The organism is Psychrobacillus psychrodurans (genome assembly GCF_050209195.1).
Classification (GTDB): domain Bacteria; phylum Bacillota; class Bacilli; order Bacillales_A; family Planococcaceae; genus Psychrobacillus; species Psychrobacillus psychrodurans.
Genome location: NZ_CP189791.1, coordinates 1,914,673 through 1,935,285 on the forward strand (window position 1 = coordinate 1,914,673; position 20,613 = coordinate 1,935,285).

Below are 20,613 nucleotides of genomic sequence, written 5' to 3' on the forward strand. Positions count from 1 at the left end.
TAAATGTTTTTATTCAAATTAGATGACAAAACGAATTTAAAAATGCTAAATTTACGGGACACTGAACATTTGTTCGCATTAACGGTTCAGTCTAAGGATACATTAAGAGAGTGGCTTCCTTTTATTGATTTTACTAGGACTTCGGACGATACGAAAAGTTTCATACAATCGACTATGAAACAGTTTTGTGATAATAATGGTTTTCAAGCTGGAATTTGGTATGATGGGAGCCTTGCTGGTGTTATAGGCTTCCATAAAATTGATTGGAATAACAAATCGACCAGTATTGGTTATTGGTTAGGGAACGATTATGTTGGACTAGGGTTAATGACTAAATCAGTTGAAGCATTTGTAGATTATGCATTACAGGATTTACAATTGAATCGTGTGGAAATCCGAGCAGCTGTGGAAAACAAAAAAAGCAGAGCTATCCCTGAAAGATTAGGTTTCAAAGAAGAGGGTTGTGTAAGGCAGGCAGAGTGGTTATATGACCATTATGTCGATCATGTGGTTTATGGAATGCTAGCAAGTGATTGGAAAAAGTAAATAAACCCTGATGGAACATAGCTAATGTTACATCAGGGTTATTATTATTTATACGTATAGTAATCCTGGGCATGGACAATTTGAAAGCCCATTGATTTGTATAAATTTAGAGCATGTGCATTTTCTGTTTCTACTTCTAAATGGAGAGTATTGCCTTTTGTTGAATATTTTTTGACTATATATTGGAGTACTTTACGTCCAATCCCTTTCCCACGAAAGTGGGGAAGAATACTGAATCCATATATCCAGGCTTCGTTATCCTCTACCTTTACTCTTATTTTACCTACCGATTTCTCTTGAATGTCAATAATATACACGCTATTGTCTTTTTCGAGATCGACTCTATTTTCTATTTCTAAGGAACTTTGTTCATTAAGTCCAAAGGATTCAACATTTAAACGGATTCGCAACGGTAGATCTCTTTGTTCTGCTAAGCGTAGATCAAATCCATGCACTTCTTCTAATTCTGTTTGTTCCCATTTCATCTGATGCTCAGAAAAGTTATAAACGGCTTTATTGACGTTCAAAAACGCTCTTGCTTCTTCAGAACCAGCTGGAGCATTTAACAAAATTTTTGTAAAGCCTTGCATTCTAGCAAAAGATATAGCTTGTTCAAATAGCTTAGAGAAATGGTGTTTTCTACGTTCCCGTGGTTTTACCATGCCACAAATCTCTACCGTCGTTCCAAAGGGATATAGGCCCAGAAACGCAATCAGCTCATCCTTTTCATATAACAGGAAATCATTATTATCGTCTAAACGAGTTTTTAGCATATCCCAATTTAGCTTAAGCTGAATATTGTCATGTGTTTCACATTCTTTTTGTAGTGCTTCAATATCGTTCAATTGTTTAGTATTTAACATAGAAACTCCTTTATAAGTAGATTTTAGTAGTGATATCCGAATTAATTGTTGTTTCAGCCCAATTTCATGTTTTGACGCTCGCGTAGCAATGCATAAATAGTGGGATAATTTCCGCTGGCGCTACTTCAATTTCCTGCCTAACAGGAAGTTGGTCCCCGAAAGCGCTATCAGAAAATTTGGTGTAACTTAGCCTGTGGACATTTTAAATATTTCTACGGGGCTTTCAGCTCTATTAAACACAATCCACTTAAATAGATTCACTTCATCCATTTTATAACAAATCTCATTAAAGTAATATGTTTTTTCTGAAAATAAAAAACTTGGAGAAAAAGTGCTTGAACTTTATAGTAGAGTAGCACATAGATTTGTGGACAATTTACGATACGTTTGGCGCTATTCATCCAGAGGTTGCCACCAAAAAAGATGAAACGAAATCTCATGATTACTCAATTATTAAATAGCATGAAACCAGTGTTCGTATCATTTCCCCAATATGAATAGATGAAAAACGTTCACTAGAGACTCCTCTAATGAACGTTTCTTTTATCTATAAATTTTAAGGCATCACTGGGACAATTATGAACAACACGTTTACCATCTTCTCTTAGGCCACCGTTTGGATAAATCCATGGTTTATGATTAACATTAAAAACGGAAGGGAGGTATTTAATGCAGTTTGCGGCATGGGTGCATTTAGTGGGATGGAAGTATATGTCTATTTCATCCCCATAATACTTTTTATAACCTTGTTCTACCAAGTTTTCTTCTGAATCGGCCACTTGTTTACCTCCAATTTACTTACACTTCAATAATTATAGGAAGTATCATAGGTTTTCTCTTTGTACGACTGTATAAAAGTTTTTCTAGTGACTTTTTAATGTTTTGTTTCAAAACGCGTTGATTTCTATTTGTATCTCTGATTTTTGAAACGGTAGATCGAACATTTTGATTTACTTCATTAATTAGTGCCTCTGAATCAGGCCCATATACAAATCCGCGTGAAATCGTATCAGGACCAGAAATTATTTTGCCATTTGCCTTACTTAATGTAGTAACAATAACTAACATCCCATCCTCAGAAAGTAATTTTCGGTCACGTAAAATGATTTCGCCAACATCCCCAATACCAAAACCATCAACAAAGACATTTCCAGCTTCAATGCTTCTAGTTTGTATAGCCTCTTCATTAACAATGTCAACTACATCTCCGTTTTGAATGATAAATATATTATCACGTTCTACGCCTACTGCCTCAGCTAAAAGCTGGTGATGATGAAGCATACGATATTCGCCGTGGATTGGGATGAAGTATTTTGGTTTCATCAATGTGAGCATAAGTTTCAGCTCTTCTTGACAAGCGTGACCAGATACATGCATACCTGTGACATTACCTGAGCCATAGATAACGTGGGCACCTAACGTATATAAGTTGTCTATAATTCTGGTAATACTCTTTTCATTACCAGGGATTGGCCCAGCAGCAAAGATGACGGTGTCCTCGGGAAGGACCTCAACTTGACGAAAGCTTGAACTTGCTAACCGAGATAAAGCCGCCATAGGTTCTCCTTGACTTCCTGTGCATAATATCACAATATTTTCTGGATTCATTGTATTGATTTCATTTTGATCAACCAGCATTCCTTCGGGTATACTTAAATATCCTCGTTCCATAGCTACGGACACTACATTTACCATGCTTCTACCTAATAGAGCCAGTTTCCGATTAGTCTTGATAGCCGCATTTACTATTGTTTGTACCCGGTGGACATTGGAAGCAAACGTAGAGATGAAAATCTTTCTTGGTGCTTTTCTAAACGCTTCTTCTACATGGTCTGCAATTTTACGCTCAGAGGGAGTAGAGCCTGGTCTTTCTGCATTAGTACTCTCTGAAAGGAGCAATAATACGCCATTTTGACCGAGTTCGGCCATTTTGTGAATATCGGGATTTTGTTCATCTACAGGTGTCATGTCAAACTTAAAATCTCCTGTATGAACAATTGTTCCTTGAGAGGTATGAAAAGCCACTCCTAAACAATCTGGGATACTATGGCTTACACGGAAGAAGGACGTTTTTATTGTTCCAAGTCTTAACTTGGATTCCGAGTCTATTAAGAAAAGTTGTGTATTTCTTAATAAACCATGTTCTTTCAATTTAATCTCAATTAAACCTAATGTTAGGTTTGTTGCATATATCGGGATATTAAGTTGTTTAAGGAAATAAGGGATACCTCCAATATGATCCTCATGCCCATGTGTAACGATTAAAGCCCTCACTTTATCCGCGTTCTCTAATAAGTAGGAAATGTCCTGAATGATTAGATCTATTCCTAGTAAAGTTTCATCAGGAAATTTAGAACCACAGTCTATTACAACGATATCGTCATCTGATTGAATGACATACATGTTTTTCCCAATTTCATTTATTCCACCTAATGCGAAAATCGATACTTTTTTGTTTTCAGTATTCATCGTTATCCTCCCATTCAAACTAGCTATACTAAGTATTGCCTCATATTCTAGTTTTATAAGGAGTTTTTTAATTTACACTTGAATCAATTTCATAAAGAAGAATATTATATAGTTAAATCCGAACAACGCTGATTTCCGCTCTAGGCGGAAGCTTTCCGCGGGCACGGCTTCAATCTCTTCGTCACTATGAAAACATATGCTCCTGCGGTTACTCGTCGCAAAGACATTGGTCAAACAAAGTTTGGCCAATGTCTTTGCGACGGGGCTTTCAGCTCGCGCTGTTCCCGCTGGAGTCGCCGCCTGCCATTTAAACAACGGGATTGCTTTTTTGAAAAACGAATAATACATTGCGGTATTAAGTAATAAACATTCGTAATTTTAAATAAAACAAGTAATTATGAAATTGACTCACTTATATTAGTAACATGTAAATAAAGTATTCATAAAATAGATGGAATGATGAAAAACATAATGGGGGAAGATATATTGTTTTATCATGTGAAAGAGTTACAGTATCATGCAAAACCGGAGAGACCAGATCCAATTTTTGCTACGCAGCTACAGGAAGTATTAGGTGGTCAGTTTGGAGAAATTTCTGTTGCTATGCAGTATTTGTTTCAAGGGTGGAGTGTAAGAGGTGATGGCAAATATAGAGATCTGTTAATGGATACGGGTACAGAAGAATTAGCACATATTGAAATGCTTGCAACTATGATTGCTAGATTGTTAGATGGCGCACCTGTAGGTGATTTAGAGACCGCTGCTAAGAATCCGATTATCGGAGCAATACTCGGGGGCATGAATCCCCAACATGCTATAGTGTCTGGACTTGGTGCTATGCCAGCAGATAGTGTAGGAAATAGATGGACAGCAGACTACATTATTGCAAGTGGAAACTTACTTGCCGATTTCCGAGCTAATTTAAATGCTGAATCGCAGGGAAGGCTACAGGTTTGTCGTCTATACGAAATGACGAACGATCGTGGCGTTAAAGATATGCTTTCTTGGTTAATCGCTCGTGATACGATGCATCAGAACCAGTGGATCGCTGCGATAAGAGAGTTAGAATCAAAAGAAAACGTTGTAGTACCTAGTACATTCCCAAAAAGTCTCGAAAAAAGAGAAGTTGCTTATACGTTATTCAATTATTCTCAAGGTAATGCGAGCGCAGCAGGTCCTTGGGCTCATGGGATGGCTCCAGACGGGGAAGGGGTATTTAATTATGTAGAATATCCAGTGCCTTTTGGAGACGTGCCAAAACTAAATCCAGCACCTCCAAATATTTTCAACACACCTCCAGCAGTTTTAAATGCTAATACAGATACAATTCCTCCAAACTTATGTTAAAAAGAAAATACTGAAGGTTTAAAAATACCGTTTAAAAAAAGAATGGCCAATCGTAATGTTTTTACGATTAACCATTCTTTTTATTTTTTACTCCGGAGGTAGGACTCGAACCTACGACCAACCGGTTAACAGCCGATTGCTCTACCACTGAGCTACTCTGGAATAGAAGTTATCTTACAAAATTTATTATGAGCTATTTATCATTAATGTATACATGATATATACAAAAATCATTAAATAGGAGATTTATTTAACTATTAATGCAGGACAATGCACACGTTTCATCACTTTGTGACTAACACTTCCTAGGACCATTTCTTGTAATCCATTCAGGCCTCGGCTTCCAATTACAAGTATGTCTACTTTCTGTTCATTTGCATAGCGAATAATTTCTGGTCCGGGTGCACCTTTTAATATTGTTATCTTATAATTTAAATGCTCGTCGATAAGTAATTGTTCAACATTCGCAATTTTACGTCGGCGTTCAATTAATAAGGATTCAGAGGACCTGGAATGAAGAACATCTTGTTTAGATTTCTCAATATCCACAACCATTACTAATTCTAAAATAGAATCTATTGAGCTTTTTGCTAATTTTATCGCTTCATTTGCAGCTCGAACAGAGTTTTCTGAGCCATCAGCTGCTAATAGAATGTGTTTATACATGGAACTTCCTCCTTAATGTGATGTAGATATACCTATTAATTTTTGATAAAGTATTTCACTTGCAGGATTTAAGCCTTTTACAGTAGTTTTTTTCCCTTGTTCTTCTAATTTAGTAACTACTTTTACGATTGCGCCAACAGAAGATTCATCCCATAAATGGCTACTTGATAAATCAATTGTAATATGATTAGCAGTTGCTTGTTCGATTGTTTGAACAAAATGCTGCGTTGAAGCGAAGAAGAGAGGACCTTCAATAATATATGTTCCATCCTGTTCAGTTATTTTAACCTTTGAAATGGAAGCAACAAAGAACAGCGCACTTAAGATAACTCCAACAACGACACCAATTGCTAAATTATCTGTGTATACAACGATTGCAACGGTCACAATCATTACAATAGCATCTGCACGTGGTGCTGTTATGGCATACTTAAACGAACCCCAATCAAATGTTCCAATGGAAACCATGACCATGATTCCAACTAAAACAGGCATTGGAATATCTATTACTAAGTCACCAAGTACAATAATCAAAAATATTAGGAATACGCCAGCTACTAAAGTAGATAGGCGTCCACGCCCACCAGATTTAACATTAATCATGGATTGTCCAATCATCGCACAACCAGCCATACCACCAAAAAAACCAGTGATAAAATTAGCAATACCTTGTCCTCGTGCTTCACGGTTTTTATCCGATTTAGTATCAGTCATATCATCAACAATTTGAGAGGTTAGTAACGATTCTAAAAGACCTACGCCTGCAAGAGCTAGAGAGTAAGGTAATATTATTTGAAACGTCTCCAAATTAAAAGGTACATCTGGTATGAAAAAACTTGGTAAACTTTGTGTAATGATCCCTAAATCCCCAATTGTTTTTAATTCAACTCCAAAAATAAAAGTAATTGCTGTTAAAATGATAATGGCAATTAGTGGAGCCGGTATTGCTTTAAAAAAGCGGGGGACTGTATACACGATTAATAAAGTAACAGCGACAAAAATATACGTAATAATTCCTTCTCCTAAAATATGCGGGACCTGTGCCATAAAAATTAAAATAGCCAACGCATTTACAAAGCCAATCATGACCGAATTAGGTATAAAGCGCATAAGCTTTGCAATTTTAAATACGCCCAAGAGTATTTGTATAACACCAGTTAATATAGTTGCAGCTAGTAAATAGTTCAAGCCATGATCGGCTACCAAATTGACCATAACAAGCGCCATTGCTCCAGTAGCTGCAGAAATCATAGCGGGTCTACCACCAACAAAGGCAATAATAACAGCAATACAAAATGAAGCATAGAGTCCAACCATAGGGTCAACACCCGCAATAATAGAGAATGCAATGGCTTCTGGAATGAGTGCTAAAGCGACTACAATTCCTGATAAAATATCGCCCCTAATATTTCCAAACCATTGTTGTTGTAATGTTTGCATAAACTTTCTCCTTCAGATATAGTCAATAATAAGTCCCAAAAGCCTTACTTTTAGGACAAGCTTTTCATATCATAACATGACTTTTCCTAAAAAGGAATGATTTTGGGAATTTGGAGGAATAAAATGAAATACGGATATAAGAGACCTTTAGTAAACGATGAACAGGGAGTAGAACAACTTCAAAATATGCTTCATTTAGAAGTATGGAGTGAAAATCATCCATATATGAAAAAAAGGAACGAATTGGAAGAACTACTTATGAGATTAACTAGTGGGGATGAGCTATATGTTCAAAGTTTAGTAGTATTGGCGGATTCTTTATCTCATTTCCAAGACTTACTCCGTGTATTTGAAAGAGATCAAGTAACGGTAACATTTGTTGAAGAAAATATAAAAAGTACAAATATTTTATCGATGAAGTTAGTAGATTTACTAGCTTTAGTAACGGATTTACAAACTAAGATTAAGCGACATCAGTCAGTTTTTAGTGCTAGAGAAGCTCAAAAACAAGGTAAAAGTATTGGTAGACCCAAAAAATCAGACGATAATTTAAAGAAAGCATTTGATATGTATGAAAGTAAAGCATTTACTCTCCAACAAATTAAAGATGAAACGGGCATTAGTAAATCAACACTATATCGGTATTTAGATCAATATTCAAAATGAAATAAAAAAGTATTTGAGGAATGGATGGAATGTAGCATGTGGAAAATTATAAATGGAAAATTAGTGCAAACAGTTGATCAAACAAGAACAGAATATAAAACACGTATAAGTTCAAGTTTTATAAAAAAACTAAAAAAAATGGCTGCAGAAAATAATTCGCATATAGGATACATATTAGAAAATGGATTTACGAATATTTTAAATGAAAGCTCATTAATCTTTGATAAGAAAAATAGACCAAAAGATCGCGTAGAATTACGTACAACTTGTGATAAAGAAATACTGGAGGCTTTACGCTCATTTGCAAAGAGTAATAAGCTCAATTTAAATGACGTTATTGAAGCTAGTGAGAACTATATAAATTTAGATGAGGTTAAACAAGCAAACTGGAGATATAGAATAGAAAAGGAGTAAAGAAGAGTGTATTAATTAATATATAAAATAGGGATGTGGTCATAATATATATTATACTAAGTTGCGTTTCAGTATATAAGTATACTAGTAATATTGAGATATCAGAGAAAAATATTGTATATACGGACAAGAACTTCTATACAACACTTTTCCTGGTTCGAGGAATTGATTTTGAGACAGAACTTCCATAAACTTTAGTTAACAATTTTCCTAGCTTTTATAGATCATTTTAGAGTTATGCTTTTCATACTTTCATTTGCTGCAAAAATTTATAAATGTCAGAAACTTCTATATAACGGTTTTATATACTAACGCTTCTTATAAATGAATCACTCCCTCACAATTTCATTAATAAGAAAAAAGCGAATCTCCTATAAAAAAGAAATACGCTTTTTGCTAATTGAAATGTGACACTAACAAACTTTTTGACTCAGCCACCCCCCCACCATATTTGGCGATTTCTCACCTTAAATGGCATTGAATATCCATTTCCTTTATCATCATTATACCTTCATTATGAACATTTATTCTTCTTCAAATAAACAGCAGCGTTAGTTTGATACGGAATGAAAATGTAAATCTCAAATAAGTTGTACTAACTCTGGATTTAATACAATTTTATGAAATCTCCAACAATCAGAGTATTCTGTACCAATTTCGTGATCATGCAAGCAAACCCTGTTCATTCCATCACAGCCGTCAAGTCCACAACAACCATTTAATCTACTGCTATCTGAATGGCGGTTTGAATTGATTAAATCCTTGATGTTTATAATGATAGAACCTTTTAATAGTTCGTAAGATGTTTCCTCTTGAATTAAATAAAAGCCTCTAGGAATATAATCTTGACCATCTTTTCCATTAATCAAATTGAGGTCTTTTAATTCTGATAGTGGTTCAGAGATTTCCAAATTACATGTTTTACAAATTAGTTTCAACTTGTCGTTTCCTCCTTTTATATGTATTTGTGTTCCAGTATTGGATTTTCTTCAACTAAAGCATTCCGTTAGCTTAAGTACATTAGTCACAAAGACTCTTTATAAGTAACAAGAAAAGGTGCCAACAACGAACCAATTAGTAAAATAAAAATAGCTATGCCAAGTGTTACAAGACCATTGCTAAAAGGAGACAGAAAATAACCGAAGGAGAGCATTGGAAAAATAGTTAAAGAAACAAAAATTATCCTGCTTGGTGTTGTTATCTTATGTGTTGTATCGCATTCGTTACAATTAATAGGTTTATAATTTAGCCAGAAGGATTCATAGATTTTACTCCAACTAAAATGTGTATTGCATTTCTCGCATTTTTGCAAAGCTAATAACCTCCATTATAATTTCTGAATTTTCTAATGCGTTGTTTTATTATCCTACCGCGTTAGGCTTTAACCCTTCCAGTAAAAACTGGTTAACTTTATAATACGAAAGCATTCGTTAATGAAAAGTCAGATTATAGTTTTCTTTTTAATAAATTTATTAAGTATTACATGAGTGAAACGGAAAATGATAGTAGTATGATAATTATTGCACTGAATGTATAAATCGCTGTTTCGGCATAATCCCCGCCATCAAACACATTAGAAAATATAAAAAAGCAAATTACACTAACTAACAAAGTTAAGAAAAATATACTAATATACTTTGACATCTTATCCCTCCACACTATCAAACTTTACTATACACCGCAGAATTTAAGTACTTCAATATCAATACCTGACTTCTCTTTAGTCTCCCTTATTGCAGCGTCTATTCAGAGACTCCCCTTCTTCAACTATTCAACTGGGCATTTCCTAACCTCTCATCGGACCTTTAATTAGCAGAATTTCTTTTATTCGTTGAGTACCAAAGTTGCAGCTTTCTTATTGAACTAAACTGCTGCGTTAGTTCAATAAGAAAAAGGGCAGCGTATGCTACCCGATAATTTTTAACTAAAGCACCTATTTTGATTATGAAAACAAAAAAATTGGTTCTTCTGAAATTATTTAATATACTCTTTTAACAATGCTAATTTAGACTTCGAGGGTGTCTCATAATTAACAGTCTTTTGAAGATAAACATTACTACCATCACTTCTATGGCTACTATGGTATGCCCATAAATTATTTCCCAAATCTAAGTGAGTTGCGTAAGTAGCTACTTTTATCCCGTATACTCTAAATACTTCTCCTTTTTTAACGACTCTAGCTGGACGAAATTCACCATTCTCATATTTTGATATGGTAAATCCTGACTTTAACATCGTCACCCTACCTATTTGTCCTGTTTTAAGCTCCATGTTATCCCACATGATTTTTGTTGGCATTGCTGCTTCTGTTTTTACAAAAAAAGTAGTAAATGCTAAGACTAATAATAAGACGGAAAGAATTATCTTCTTCATAATTTCACTCCTTTTTTTCCCAATTATACCATAACGATATTTTCAAATCATTTATTCTACTTATATCATATTCCAATACCATTCATACCACTAATACTAGTTTTCACCGCTCCAAGTATTATCACTCCCATGAACTTTCTTGACTGCTGCATACCTTATTGAACTAGCCTGCTTCTTTATTATTTCGATATTATTTTATTAATACCTTCTTCGAAAAAAATAAGCTACCCGTACAGGCAGCCCCTTTTTTAACTAGTCGAGTAGAAGGGAACCTCTCTACCTTATGGTAGATTGTTCCCCCCCTCACAGAACCGTGCTTGCGCTATTTTCGCACACGGCTCCTCCAAATCATCATTAACAAAATGGTGATTCTGCTATCCTCAATAGTTTAGTATACATTTGTTATCTACCGATGTGTGTAGAATGTGTCCCTTATGAGGGTGATAACTTAGTAGCAGCCTTTCCTCCATCGGCATTATCCAACTTCATTGGTACTACGTTGCTGTCCCACTCCCTACAAAGGCATTTGTTTTCCTTGCTTATTATCGCTTGTACACCATACTCTTCTAAAGGAAGAAAAGAACGGTAGGGTCTACCGAGTTGCCGAATTTACTAACATTGTGGACCTCTATCTCTACAACCATTTGGCTTTCGGCCCGCCATTTATCTGTCTAAGCTTAAAGGCTAATGTTACTATGAACCCTCCAAGACTCGCTACGAGTGAATGGCTAATTCTTTCTCGACGAGAATCCCACCCGCTATATGACGACCTAGGCTCGGCCTCACAGGCACCCGTTAGTGGAATACTCTACGTAAATACACGATGTCCCATGCTTCTGACATCCGAACAAGACTTCAAAACTTTCCATCAGTAAAGGAAGCATTTTGCACTTTTTTTGAAGAAGTGGTTGCTGAGGAATACACAGAAAGCCCCAGTAGAGGATGCTTTTGCATTAATACAATGGTCGAACTTGCGCCTCATGATGAGAAATTTGAAATTCTTACAAGGGAACATCAAATGTACCTTTCAATTATATTTCAAGAAACCATTGAACGAGGTATACAATCAGGTGAACTTGAGACCGATGTAAACGCGAAAGCCTTAGCACAGGCACTAATCGTATCGTTAATTGGACTTACCGTAATAATGAAATCTCGTCCAAAGCAATCATTTGTTGATAATGCAATAAAAGAGTTACTTACATTGCTTAAGTAACTCGGAATGATTTATAATTGTTTGGTTATATGAATCTAAAAACTCTAATTTCATTCTTCTCTTCTATCTCAAACTAAAAGAAAAAAACTCCCTCTTGAAAAAGAGAGAGTTTTTTTACATCATGAATTTTCTTACATTTCGAAGTCAATTTAATTGTTACCACCGAGGGAATAGGTTTTAAGTGCCAAAAAATAGTTGATATAATAAAATTGAATCATCCTGGTTCTTGGGCATTTATTTAAAATTTATGGTAATTAGCTAATCGTTTTTCTATTGTATAATTGATAGTGTAAAATGCAGTTGTTTTTAGTTATGGTCTTTTTCATTATTTTATGGATTGTCTCATGATAATTTCTTCGCCGATACGTCCTATTTGTCTCTCATTTGTATCTTCAAATCCTACATTCAAATATAGTTTTTGAGCTGGAATATTATCTATATCTACTACTAATACAATTTCATTACATTTAGGGAATTCTGATTTAACAAACTCAATCAGTAATGACATCCCTTGTTTAGCGTAGCCTTTTCCTTGCTCTGTATGATTAATTGATAGTGCAGTTAATAACAAAGCGTTCGGATTAGTGGAGTATTTCTTAACTCGCTCATTTGAATTTAGTAGAAAGAAACCAACAGGTGTTTTTTCACTTAAAATAACAATACGATATTGTCCTTCTGTAACTTCCCCGAATTTGTTTGGTAATGTAGAAAATTGTTTTTGTTCTTCTGTTAGGACAAAAGAGTTCAATACTATCATATGCTCACTTGAAAAATGCTTCAGTTCAACACCGGTAAAATTCCCCATAATATCATTCCCCATTCATTTTTCTATATACTACCACTCTTTATGTAGTTATTACATCATTAAAGATAATTTATTTACTATCTTTGTTCAACTAACCTGCACCTTTAGTTTAAGTGTTTGAATTAGCATGAAAGTATATATTTAGAAAGACAGCTGAAAACCACCTATACCATTTTCTCTCTTAAACATAGACTATGTATAAAACTAAACGGGGTTTTGAAATGGAGAAAAATAAACATATTATCACAATACTGGGAAGTGCAGGTGGTGTGGCGAACGGAATACTTTCCATCCTAAATAACTCTGTACAGGATGAGAAAGATCCGATCTATCATGTAATGAATAATTGCGTCATTCATTTGATAGATTATGAACAGAAAGAAGCAATTGTCTACTCTCTTTCTTATCCACATTTAAAAGATAAATTTATATACCATGAATTTAATTTAAAAGATACGGAGCTATTTAAACACCATCTGAAAAACACCAAAACGACTGTTGTCATTGACCTTTCCTGGGCGGATAGATAATTAGAATACAAAATTAGTCTACAATTTTTTTTACAGGCGAATCCTTTTTCAGCCTAAAATCATATTTGTTTGCATTTTGATATCTCGGATCTAAATAAATTGATTTCTTATCACTTATTGAAGCTTTTTTAAATTTAGGAAAAGATGTATATTCTTCCTCTTTCCATATCCAAATACCCTTTTCTCCTTTTTCTTTATGAAATACATTCTTTTGTAGTTTATTTTCTTGATTGGTTGTAAAATAGTTGGAGATAAAAATCCGCGATGGTCCAGCGGTTAAAATATTTTTTTCTATCAAATTGTTTTTTGTATCATGTTGTAATAATAGCTGTCCCCCATCTAACCCCTTCGTGTCATTTCGATATAGAATATTTTGAGTGATAGTAGAATTGATCGTACCTCCCCGATCCCTATCATACCCACCAATTGATATTCCAGTATAAAAGTTGTCATAAATAATATTGTTTATTATTTTAATGTTATCAGCGTATTTTTTAGCATGCTCAGAGGTTGCTTCAATTCCAATATCACTTTTATAAATGGTATTCTTTTCAATGATTATATTCTTTCCACCATCTACATAAATTCCGCCAGCAGAATAATCTCCATCATAAGCTGGATTACCGTAAGAGGATATTTCATAAACTTGATTTTTTTTTACTATACCATTTCGTACATAGTCCACTTTTTTATCATTAGAGGTACCTTCATAACCAATTAGATCAATTCCGATATTATCACTTCGGCGAACTATATTTTTTTCTACTTTAAAACCGTCAATATTTCCATTTAGAACTAGAGATTCACTTGAACCGAGTTTTAAGTTTTCCAACGTATTACTCAAAATATTTATATCTCTCATTGTGCCAGTTCCATATATAGCAATCCCATGGCCATTCCCATCATCTGCATGGGTTTCAATCCGTTGCACATGGTTATTTTCTAGTGTTATATGATTGCTAGAGCCTGTTACATATATCCCCATTACAGTTTCATCTGCTAAATCAGTAGATAAATCCTGTATAATTAGCCCGCTAATGGTCACGTAGTTTTTATTGTTTATCGTAACTAAGGATGTATCCCCTTCAACATCATTTATATCCTTTCCACTAAGAACAACCTTCTCCTTGTTGTAGGCTTTAAAAGTAATTGGTTTTGATTTGGTCCCACTATATTTAACGACAAGCTTTTCATTATAGGTTCCTTTTCGTATGAGAACGGTAGTCCCGGCATTTGCTTCTGACGCCGCTTTTTTTAGTGTGCGAAATGGCTTTGATTTTTTACCATCATTTTGATCATTTCCATTTAGAGATACGTAAATAGCTTGATTCTGCTTTTCATTTATATTGTTTAAAACAAAAACTATCATGATAACAGCTGCCGATAAGAGGATAAAATAGATTTTTTTCATTAAATCATTCCTTATTGAATATATTTCATGCACTTAAGATATTGCACCACAGAGGATGAAAATTGTTTCAGAATGGGTATAGTATGGCAGGCGAAGAAGGTCGATGAACTATGGTGCCATTAGAGCCCATCCGTTAGTCTGACTCCAACGACCCCGGGGCATCACAGACACTGTCGCACTCTTTACGAGTAGCACATCCTACTCTGTTTTTGCACCAGTCTACCTTTAATTCAACAAGAATGGAGTTGATTCTTGATTAATTCAATTTAAATGGTTTGGTTTAAAAGCTATACTTTTTTAAAAATCTTTTTCTGAGTCTATTTTGTTATGCAATTCTATAGATTTTGATAGTTTATTAATTTTCAATGGAGTACAATAAGCTAAATTCATGTACAATATTTTGAATAGAGCTAGTTCACCTATTTTTTCTACAGAAGTTTTAAAATCTTTTTTGTAAACTCTTCAAATGAAGAAGAAGTCTCCGCCCGCTGGTTATACCACTTTCGAATCGTTTCTACTAACCAAAAAGGAACGGAATTTCCATCTATTAAATGATAGTATTGCTCATATCCTTTTTTTAGATGCTCCCATCGATAATCATTACCAGGCAGCACGTATTCTGAGACATCAATTATTTTTGCTCTTCCATTTTGTAGTAAAATATTTTTTAAATGAATATCACGTGGATTAAGGCCCTTATTTCGAACATATTCTCTTGCATTCTCCACATCATTTACAACCTGCTCTGGAATGTGAATACCTTGTAGAATGCAGTCAAAGAGAGTTTTCCCTTCTTCGTAGCTTAAAACAAGGTATTCGTCGTATGAAGCAAAACATGTTGAAAAGAAGGGTGAATCCCCTAGTATATGATAAACATTTGCTTCAACTTTTACTTTGTTTACTTTGTCTTTGGCATATAATTTAAATGCATAGTCTGGGACGGAAAGAGATTGAAAAACAGCCGCATCTGTCCCTACACCTATACACTTCAAGTCATCAAGGTCACCACTTATGGTTACAGGCTCATTATTTGCATTTGAAAAAACTTTAATTTTGGAAAGAGATAAAAAAACTTTGTCCCAGTCTTTTTCCATATAATCTCACCTCTCATTATCGTGGAAGAATAACTACATAATTGTCGAATTACTTTTATAAGGATCCTATATCGCTCTTAACAAGCTTCCAATACCACTTTTTAAGCTTACCACCAAATTCATGGATTCAACTAACCAGTTGCTAGTGATAAATTAGGATTATATAGCCACTTTTGTAGAGTAGATTAATATTGCCGCACTTCCACAATACCATTAATTGTTATGAAAGCATTTATGTCAATTGTCTTAATGAGTGTTCTAAGTTCAGGTTCTTCCAACCTATTAATAACACAGAGAACTATTTCAACACGTGCATTGGTTTGTCCTTCCTCGCCAATCACATAAGTAACTCCTCTACCTAAACGTGTTTGAATTGCGTCACCAATTTTTCGTGAGTTATTGCTAATAATCATAATATTTTTAGATTCGTCAAAGCCGGTTTGCACCATGTCTATTACCTTCATAGCTATAAAGTAAGCTATAGCCGAACATAAGGCACCCCTTAGTCCATAAATTAACATAGCGAATGAGAATATTAAGACATTAATACTCATAATAACTTCCCCCACCGATAAAGGGAATTTCTTTGCGATTAGTATAGCTAAAATTTCTGTACCATCTAAAGCACCACCTTTTCGTAAAACAATACCAACCCCTAAACCGATCATAATACCGCCTAATACTGCAACTAACATGGTATCCCCTGAAATAATAGTTGGAATGTGATGCAATAAACTAGTAGCAATCGACAAGAAAGTGATACCTATTACCGAACTAAATGCAAATGACTTTCCAAGTACCTTATATCCGATAAATACGAAGGGAATATTTAGAATAAACAGGAATAAACTTAATGAGAATCCTGTTAAATGAGATAACAGGATAGATATTCCTGTTATACCACCATCGATTATATCGTTTGGGATTAGTACCGCTTCTAAACCGATAGCTGTAATAAGTGCTCCCATTATAATAAATAAAACACGACTTATTTTTTCAAATATACTAATAGTCTGTCCATTATTGACTTCCAATTTTACTCAACTCCTTTTATTGCTTACTATTGAACATCTTTGCTTAGTATTTATACAAAGCCTATCTAAAATAATGTTCATGTGAGTTGAGATGTATTGTTTTATACTTACCACACATTCTATTTCAGATCTACCTTAAAGTAGTTAAACATACTAAAGATATTATTATTACATTGATATGATTATGTCTTCATCCAATAAACTACTTCTACATTTAAGTGTAATATCTCACAATCGTACAATTCTGCCTGATGTTTTGGGCATAAGAATAGACCATCTAAATGTTAGTTCAATAAGAAAAGCGATTCTTATTAAAGAATCGCTCCCGATTACGGAAAATACGTAACTTCTTCCACTATATGTTAATTCAAAGGAAGTAACTGAATTATTGGTTTAAATCCATATGTTATTTTCAGCAGTAAGTTTTAAATTAGTTTCACCAGTGTTGACTACACCTTTAGGCTCTACCAGCATTATATGGCATTCCTTTTCAGCATAAGGCTTATGTTCCACACCTTTTGGTATCACATACATTTCACCTTTGGAAAGTTTAACCTCTCCATCGCGGAAAGCAATGGACATCTCACCGTCTATCACGATGAATGCCTCATCGGTGTCTTTATGATCGTGCCATACAAAATCCCCAAAAATCTTAACTAACTTAAACTGATAATCATTCATTTCACCAATAACTTTAGGCGACCAGTGTTCACTGAATTTGGAAAGTTTCTCGCTTAGATTAATAGCATTATAATTGATATAAATCCCCCCAGAACTATTCTTACCTTTATTTTACAACTTCAATAGATTAATTACTATATTAATTAAGATCTCAAAAGCTTCTGTTGATCTTCCGCAAAATGGCCCAATTTTGAAAAAATTCATACAGCACTTTTTATAACAACGATCGAATTAAACAAAAATTGGCTGCATAAATAAAACTCTAACTTTAAGGTGTCACTACCATGATGGCCCTATTTCGCTAAAGTACCTGTTATCGCAATAAGACACCACTTACTTTGAACATGTACCTATGTAGTCCTGGTTGAGAGAAATGCGAAACCCAATTAGATTTTATGACTTTACCATCTAAATCAATTATGACTTCCATATATGACTTCCATATTGTCTAATACATCATTAGGTATTTTAGTAATTAACTCAATAATTTTTACTTCTTTATTACCAAGATCATCATAATAACTTTATCTCTTATACTTAAATATTATTATAGATTTGTTATTGACTTTAATACTAGAATGTCTATCCATATACCCACGAGAAAAATTTTCTCTTATTCAACTAACCTGCTGATGTTTTAACAACTTGTATTGATTTTTCCACACGCACATAATCTATATGCCACTAGTGGCTGACACGCCAATAAAACTGTACTACTCTCATGGCAAACTGGTTTAGGATTGGATTACACTATAAATAACCTCTCCATTTTCCGCATGAATTCCTTTTACAAAGGCTCCGTCTGTTGTCTGAATACGATAAATGAGCCGCATCTCGCCCCCATCCTGCTCCGTTTCCCCATAAACCTTATCCCATTCAACTTGTACTTTCAGATTTTTTAGTGGTAGTAATTCTTTAATAGGCTTAATGGTTTTTGGCTCAAACTTTTCAATCTCTTCAATCGCTATATTCGGTGATGAAAACATCAAAATAGCACCTGTTTTTTTACTTATATTCATGTGAAAAAATTCATTCCCAACAAAGTAGCCGTCCTTCTGAACAACAAATCGGAAAAGGGCACGGTTTTCCACTATATCCTCTTCATCTTTCATCTCTACATATAAATAAGATGCGAACTCAGAATAATAGGTTTGAATAAACTGTATAGCAATTTGTAAGCATTCCTCTTCAGAAAGCTTTGCCTCTCCTTCACTTTTCGTAAACGAGATGAAGCTATTTAATTGTTTCGTCTGTTTATCCACCTTTGCTTTCATACGATGTTCAAAATTACGCCTCATGTAGTGCTCGTATGATTTCCCCTCTTCATCCTTCCAAGATTTGGGGCGCCAGTTTAACTCGTCAAATTCTTCATCCATATTTTCCTCTTCATATCGCTCCCATTCATCACTAATGCCCAGTATTTCTTCAATTGTATCCTTTTTTGACAACGCTTCTACTTTTGGGAACGGCACATAGCTTGGCTTTGGCTCATCGTCATTTTCAAACAAGGGTTTACCCGTCACCGCATCATACGCCTGCCTTAATAGCTCCGACTCATAAATTGCATATATACCTGACTCTGAAACGGAATCATATTGTTCATTAAAGCATTCCGCAGTAAGCGACCATTCCCCCTTGTTCAATGCGTGTAAAATATGCTCTGGAGGATAAAGTTCTTTTGGCATTGTCGGTGGATTTTCCATATAGCCTGTATAGGTGAATTGAATAATTTCACCAGGATCGGTTACTTCTATCCGACAATAATAGCCATCTAGAGGCAATCCATCTACAACTTGCACATACTTAAAGCCTGTCGATGATTCCTTTTTTTGTTGTTCTACTAGTGTATAATAGGCAATTGCTTCTGGGTATTGCTCACGCAGTATCTGATGGGCTATTGTAAGCTTTTTCTCTTCTGTAATAGGTGACCCGTCTCTTGTGGGCGTTTTTGCAAAATCCTCGATGCGTCCATTATTATCTAATCGAATAAAAACCCCTTCATCCTTGCTTTGCCCTTTCCACATGAACGAAGAAATCCCATCCTCTAGGTAATTTTCTAGTTCGAGCTCATAGGATGTAGGCGCATTTGCATATTGTTGTGCTAATTCGAATAACTGTTCCTTTAACATCCGTTTCACGTCCTTTGGTTGTAATGATTGTTGCATCGTTTGCTCTAGCTTTCCACGAAGCGCTTTCCTAGCACGATGCAGATGCATTTTGATTGTATTGGTCGGCTTATCGAGCATTTCCGCAATTTCAACTACTTTAAAGTCATAGAAATAATGCAACACAATTGCCATTTGATAGTCTTTTTTAAGACTTGCAACCGCGTTATGTAATGCACTGTAATCCTCGCTATTTTCTTGAGAGAGTAACTGAAATTGTTCCAGCATTTCTACTTCTAAGATCTTCATCCGTTCCTGTTTCTTCAACATATAAAAACTTTCACGAATTAATATTTTGTGCAACCACGTACTAAAATATTTCAGCTCCTTTAGTTGAGCTAGCGCACTAAACGCTTTTATAAAAGTTTCTTGCACAATATCTTCCGCATCCTGCTTATTTTTTACATAGGTAAATGCTTTAGCGAGTAATCTCGGCTTATATATCATTATTAAATGCTGAATCGATCCTTCATCCTTCTCAAGTGCTTGTAGTACATACTGTTCCATTGCATTCCCTCCTAATAACTTAGAGTGCGGATTTATCAAAAAGGTTTCATTTTGTAGAATATTTTTACCGCTCCTTAGTAAAACATGGCGTAATTTCCGTTAGGAGGGCACAACTTGCTCTCAAAGACTCAGCAACTCCCCCCTTAATGCCTCCTAGTCCAACCCACAATTCAATCACATATAGGCGCTGCACTTTTTTAAAAAATTATTGAGCTGCGACAGATTTTGTATTGCGTTTTTCTCTAAATCGAATTTCATGAGAGTACAATAAAAAAGGCTTTACCCCTTCTTGAAGTAAAGCACACCGTTCATAAGACTTAACTATATTTAGTTCTATATCAGTACGATAGCATTGTCTCAACCCAATTATGAAACATTTCATAGTC

General features: G+C 34.7%; 20 protein-coding genes, 1 tRNA gene and 2 pseudogenes. 6 read left to right on the forward strand and 17 right to left on the reverse strand.

Annotated features, from left to right (window positions below):
• Nucleotides 1-3 precede the first annotated feature (3 nt).
• Nucleotides 4-546 (forward strand): GNAT family N-acetyltransferase, encoded by a 543-nt coding sequence (locus ACQCPR_RS09055; protein ID WP_090561296.1) that lies wholly within the window; start codon nt 4-6, stop codon nt 544-546.
• 44 nt (nt 547-590) lie between these two features.
• Here the strand turns inward: ACQCPR_RS09055 and ACQCPR_RS09060 are convergent, their stop codons facing one another.
• The 3 genes from ACQCPR_RS09060 to ACQCPR_RS09070 form a co-directional block, all read right to left on the reverse strand.
• Entirely contained in the window at nt 591-1,409 is an 819-nt protein-coding gene (locus ACQCPR_RS09060) for a GNAT family N-acetyltransferase (RefSeq protein ID WP_427138826.1), read from the reverse strand.
• Between the two features lie 527 nt (nt 1,410-1,936).
• A complete protein-coding gene (locus ACQCPR_RS09065) occupies nt 1,937-2,188 on the reverse strand; it encodes a (4Fe-4S)-binding protein (RefSeq protein ID WP_090561292.1) in 252 nt (83 codons plus the stop codon).
• Between the two features lie 19 nt (nt 2,189-2,207).
• Nucleotides 2,208-3,878, reverse strand: coding sequence for a ribonuclease J (locus tag ACQCPR_RS09070; RefSeq protein WP_427138827.1), 1,671 nt, complete (start codon nt 3,876-3,878; stop codon nt 2,208-2,210).
• Nucleotides 3,879-4,364: 486 nt separating this feature from the next.
• On the opposite strand from ACQCPR_RS09070, the gene ACQCPR_RS09075 reads away from it, so the two are divergent.
• Nucleotides 4,365-5,225 carry a manganese catalase family protein gene (locus ACQCPR_RS09075; protein WP_090561288.1) on the forward strand — a complete coding sequence of 287 codons (861 nt, stop codon included), beginning with the start codon at nt 4,365-4,367 and terminating at the stop codon, nt 5,223-5,225.
• A gap of 90 nt (nt 5,226-5,315) precedes the next feature.
• On the opposite strand, the gene ACQCPR_RS09080 is transcribed toward ACQCPR_RS09075, so the two are convergent.
• The 3 genes from ACQCPR_RS09080 to ACQCPR_RS09090 form a co-directional block, all read right to left on the reverse strand.
• A tRNA-Asn gene (locus ACQCPR_RS09080) sits at nt 5,316-5,387 on the reverse strand.
• Between the two features lie 84 nt (nt 5,388-5,471).
• Nucleotides 5,472-5,891, reverse strand: a complete 420-nt coding sequence (locus ACQCPR_RS09085; RefSeq protein WP_427138828.1) for a universal stress protein — start codon at nt 5,889-5,891, stop codon at nt 5,472-5,474.
• A 12-nt stretch (nt 5,892-5,903) separates the two neighbouring features.
• The gene (locus ACQCPR_RS09090) at nt 5,904-7,331 is read right to left on the reverse strand and encodes a SulP family inorganic anion transporter (protein WP_427138829.1); all 1,428 of its coding nucleotides are present in this window, start codon (nt 7,329-7,331) and stop codon (nt 5,904-5,906) included.
• Nucleotides 7,332-7,454: 123 nt separating this feature from the next.
• On the opposite strand from ACQCPR_RS09090, the gene ACQCPR_RS09095 reads away from it, so the two are divergent.
• Nucleotides 7,455-7,997 (forward strand): recombinase family protein, encoded by a 543-nt coding sequence (locus ACQCPR_RS09095; protein ID WP_427138830.1) that lies wholly within the window; start codon nt 7,455-7,457, stop codon nt 7,995-7,997.
• A 36-nt stretch (nt 7,998-8,033) separates the two neighbouring features.
• Entirely contained in the window at nt 8,034-8,411 is a 378-nt protein-coding gene (locus ACQCPR_RS09100; RefSeq protein ID WP_090561280.1) for an rRNA methyltransferase, read from the forward strand.
• Nucleotides 8,412-8,992: 581 nt separating this feature from the next.
• Here ACQCPR_RS09100 and ACQCPR_RS09105 read toward each other — a convergent pair.
• From ACQCPR_RS09105 to ACQCPR_RS09125, 5 genes and pseudogenes are all read right to left on the reverse strand, one after another.
• Nucleotides 8,993-9,349: a hypothetical protein gene (locus tag ACQCPR_RS09105; protein ID WP_427138831.1), complete on the reverse strand. Its 357-nt coding sequence runs from the start codon at nt 9,347-9,349 to the stop codon at nt 8,993-8,995.
• An 86-nt stretch (nt 9,350-9,435) separates the two neighbouring features.
• Nucleotides 9,436-9,723 carry a TIGR04104 family putative zinc finger protein gene (locus tag ACQCPR_RS09110; RefSeq protein WP_427138832.1) on the reverse strand — a complete coding sequence of 96 codons (288 nt, stop codon included), beginning with the start codon at nt 9,721-9,723 and terminating at the stop codon, nt 9,436-9,438.
• Nucleotides 9,724-9,890: 167 nt separating this feature from the next.
• A complete protein-coding gene (locus ACQCPR_RS09115; protein ID WP_427138833.1) occupies nt 9,891-10,055 on the reverse strand; it encodes a hypothetical protein in 165 nt (54 codons plus the stop codon).
• 30 nt (nt 10,056-10,085) lie between these two features.
• Nucleotides 10,086-10,253 (reverse strand): annotated as a pseudogene (locus tag ACQCPR_RS09120) (NUDIX domain-containing protein); the annotation flags it as partial.
• A 132-nt stretch (nt 10,254-10,385) separates the two neighbouring features.
• Nucleotides 10,386-10,784 carry a hypothetical protein gene (locus tag ACQCPR_RS09125; RefSeq protein ID WP_241599892.1) on the reverse strand — a complete coding sequence of 133 codons (399 nt, stop codon included), beginning with the start codon at nt 10,782-10,784 and terminating at the stop codon, nt 10,386-10,388.
• 808 nt (nt 10,785-11,592) lie between these two features.
• Here ACQCPR_RS09125 and ACQCPR_RS09130 point away from each other — a divergent pair.
• Nucleotides 11,593-12,000 (forward strand): annotated as a pseudogene (locus ACQCPR_RS09130) (TetR family transcriptional regulator C-terminal domain-containing protein); the annotation flags it as partial.
• A 325-nt stretch (nt 12,001-12,325) separates the two neighbouring features.
• On the opposite strand, the gene ACQCPR_RS09135 reads toward ACQCPR_RS09130, so the two are convergent.
• Entirely contained in the window at nt 12,326-12,805 is a 480-nt protein-coding gene (locus tag ACQCPR_RS09135; RefSeq protein WP_427138834.1) for a GNAT family N-acetyltransferase, read from the reverse strand.
• A gap of 221 nt (nt 12,806-13,026) precedes the next feature.
• Between ACQCPR_RS09135 and ACQCPR_RS09140 the strand changes: the two genes are divergently transcribed.
• Complete coding sequence (locus ACQCPR_RS09140) at nt 13,027-13,335, forward strand: hypothetical protein (protein WP_427138835.1); 309 nt, start codon at nt 13,027-13,029, stop codon at nt 13,333-13,335.
• A gap of 13 nt (nt 13,336-13,348) precedes the next feature.
• Here the strand turns inward: ACQCPR_RS09140 and ACQCPR_RS09145 are convergent, their stop codons facing one another.
• The 5 genes from ACQCPR_RS09145 to ACQCPR_RS09165 form a co-directional block, all read right to left on the reverse strand.
• Nucleotides 13,349-14,746 (reverse strand): DUF1565 domain-containing protein, encoded by a 1,398-nt coding sequence (locus tag ACQCPR_RS09145; RefSeq protein WP_427138836.1) that lies wholly within the window; start codon nt 14,744-14,746, stop codon nt 13,349-13,351.
• A 428-nt stretch (nt 14,747-15,174) separates the two neighbouring features.
• The gene (locus tag ACQCPR_RS09150) at nt 15,175-15,840 is read right to left on the reverse strand and encodes a serine/threonine protein kinase (protein WP_340929627.1); all 666 of its coding nucleotides are present in this window, start codon (nt 15,838-15,840) and stop codon (nt 15,175-15,177) included.
• Between the two features lie 185 nt (nt 15,841-16,025).
• On the reverse strand, nt 16,026-16,874 hold the full coding sequence (locus tag ACQCPR_RS09155) for a YitT family protein (RefSeq protein ID WP_427138837.1): 849 nt from the start codon (nt 16,872-16,874) through the stop codon (nt 16,026-16,028).
• Between the two features lie 393 nt (nt 16,875-17,267).
• The gene (locus tag ACQCPR_RS09160; protein ID WP_090570931.1) at nt 17,268-17,633 is read right to left on the reverse strand and encodes a cupin domain-containing protein; all 366 of its coding nucleotides are present in this window, start codon (nt 17,631-17,633) and stop codon (nt 17,268-17,270) included.
• A gap of 656 nt (nt 17,634-18,289) precedes the next feature.
• On the reverse strand, nt 18,290-20,227 hold the full coding sequence (locus tag ACQCPR_RS09165) for a sigma-70 family RNA polymerase sigma factor (RefSeq protein ID WP_427138838.1): 1,938 nt from the start codon (nt 20,225-20,227) through the stop codon (nt 18,290-18,292).
• Nucleotides 20,228-20,613: the final 386 nt, after the last annotated feature.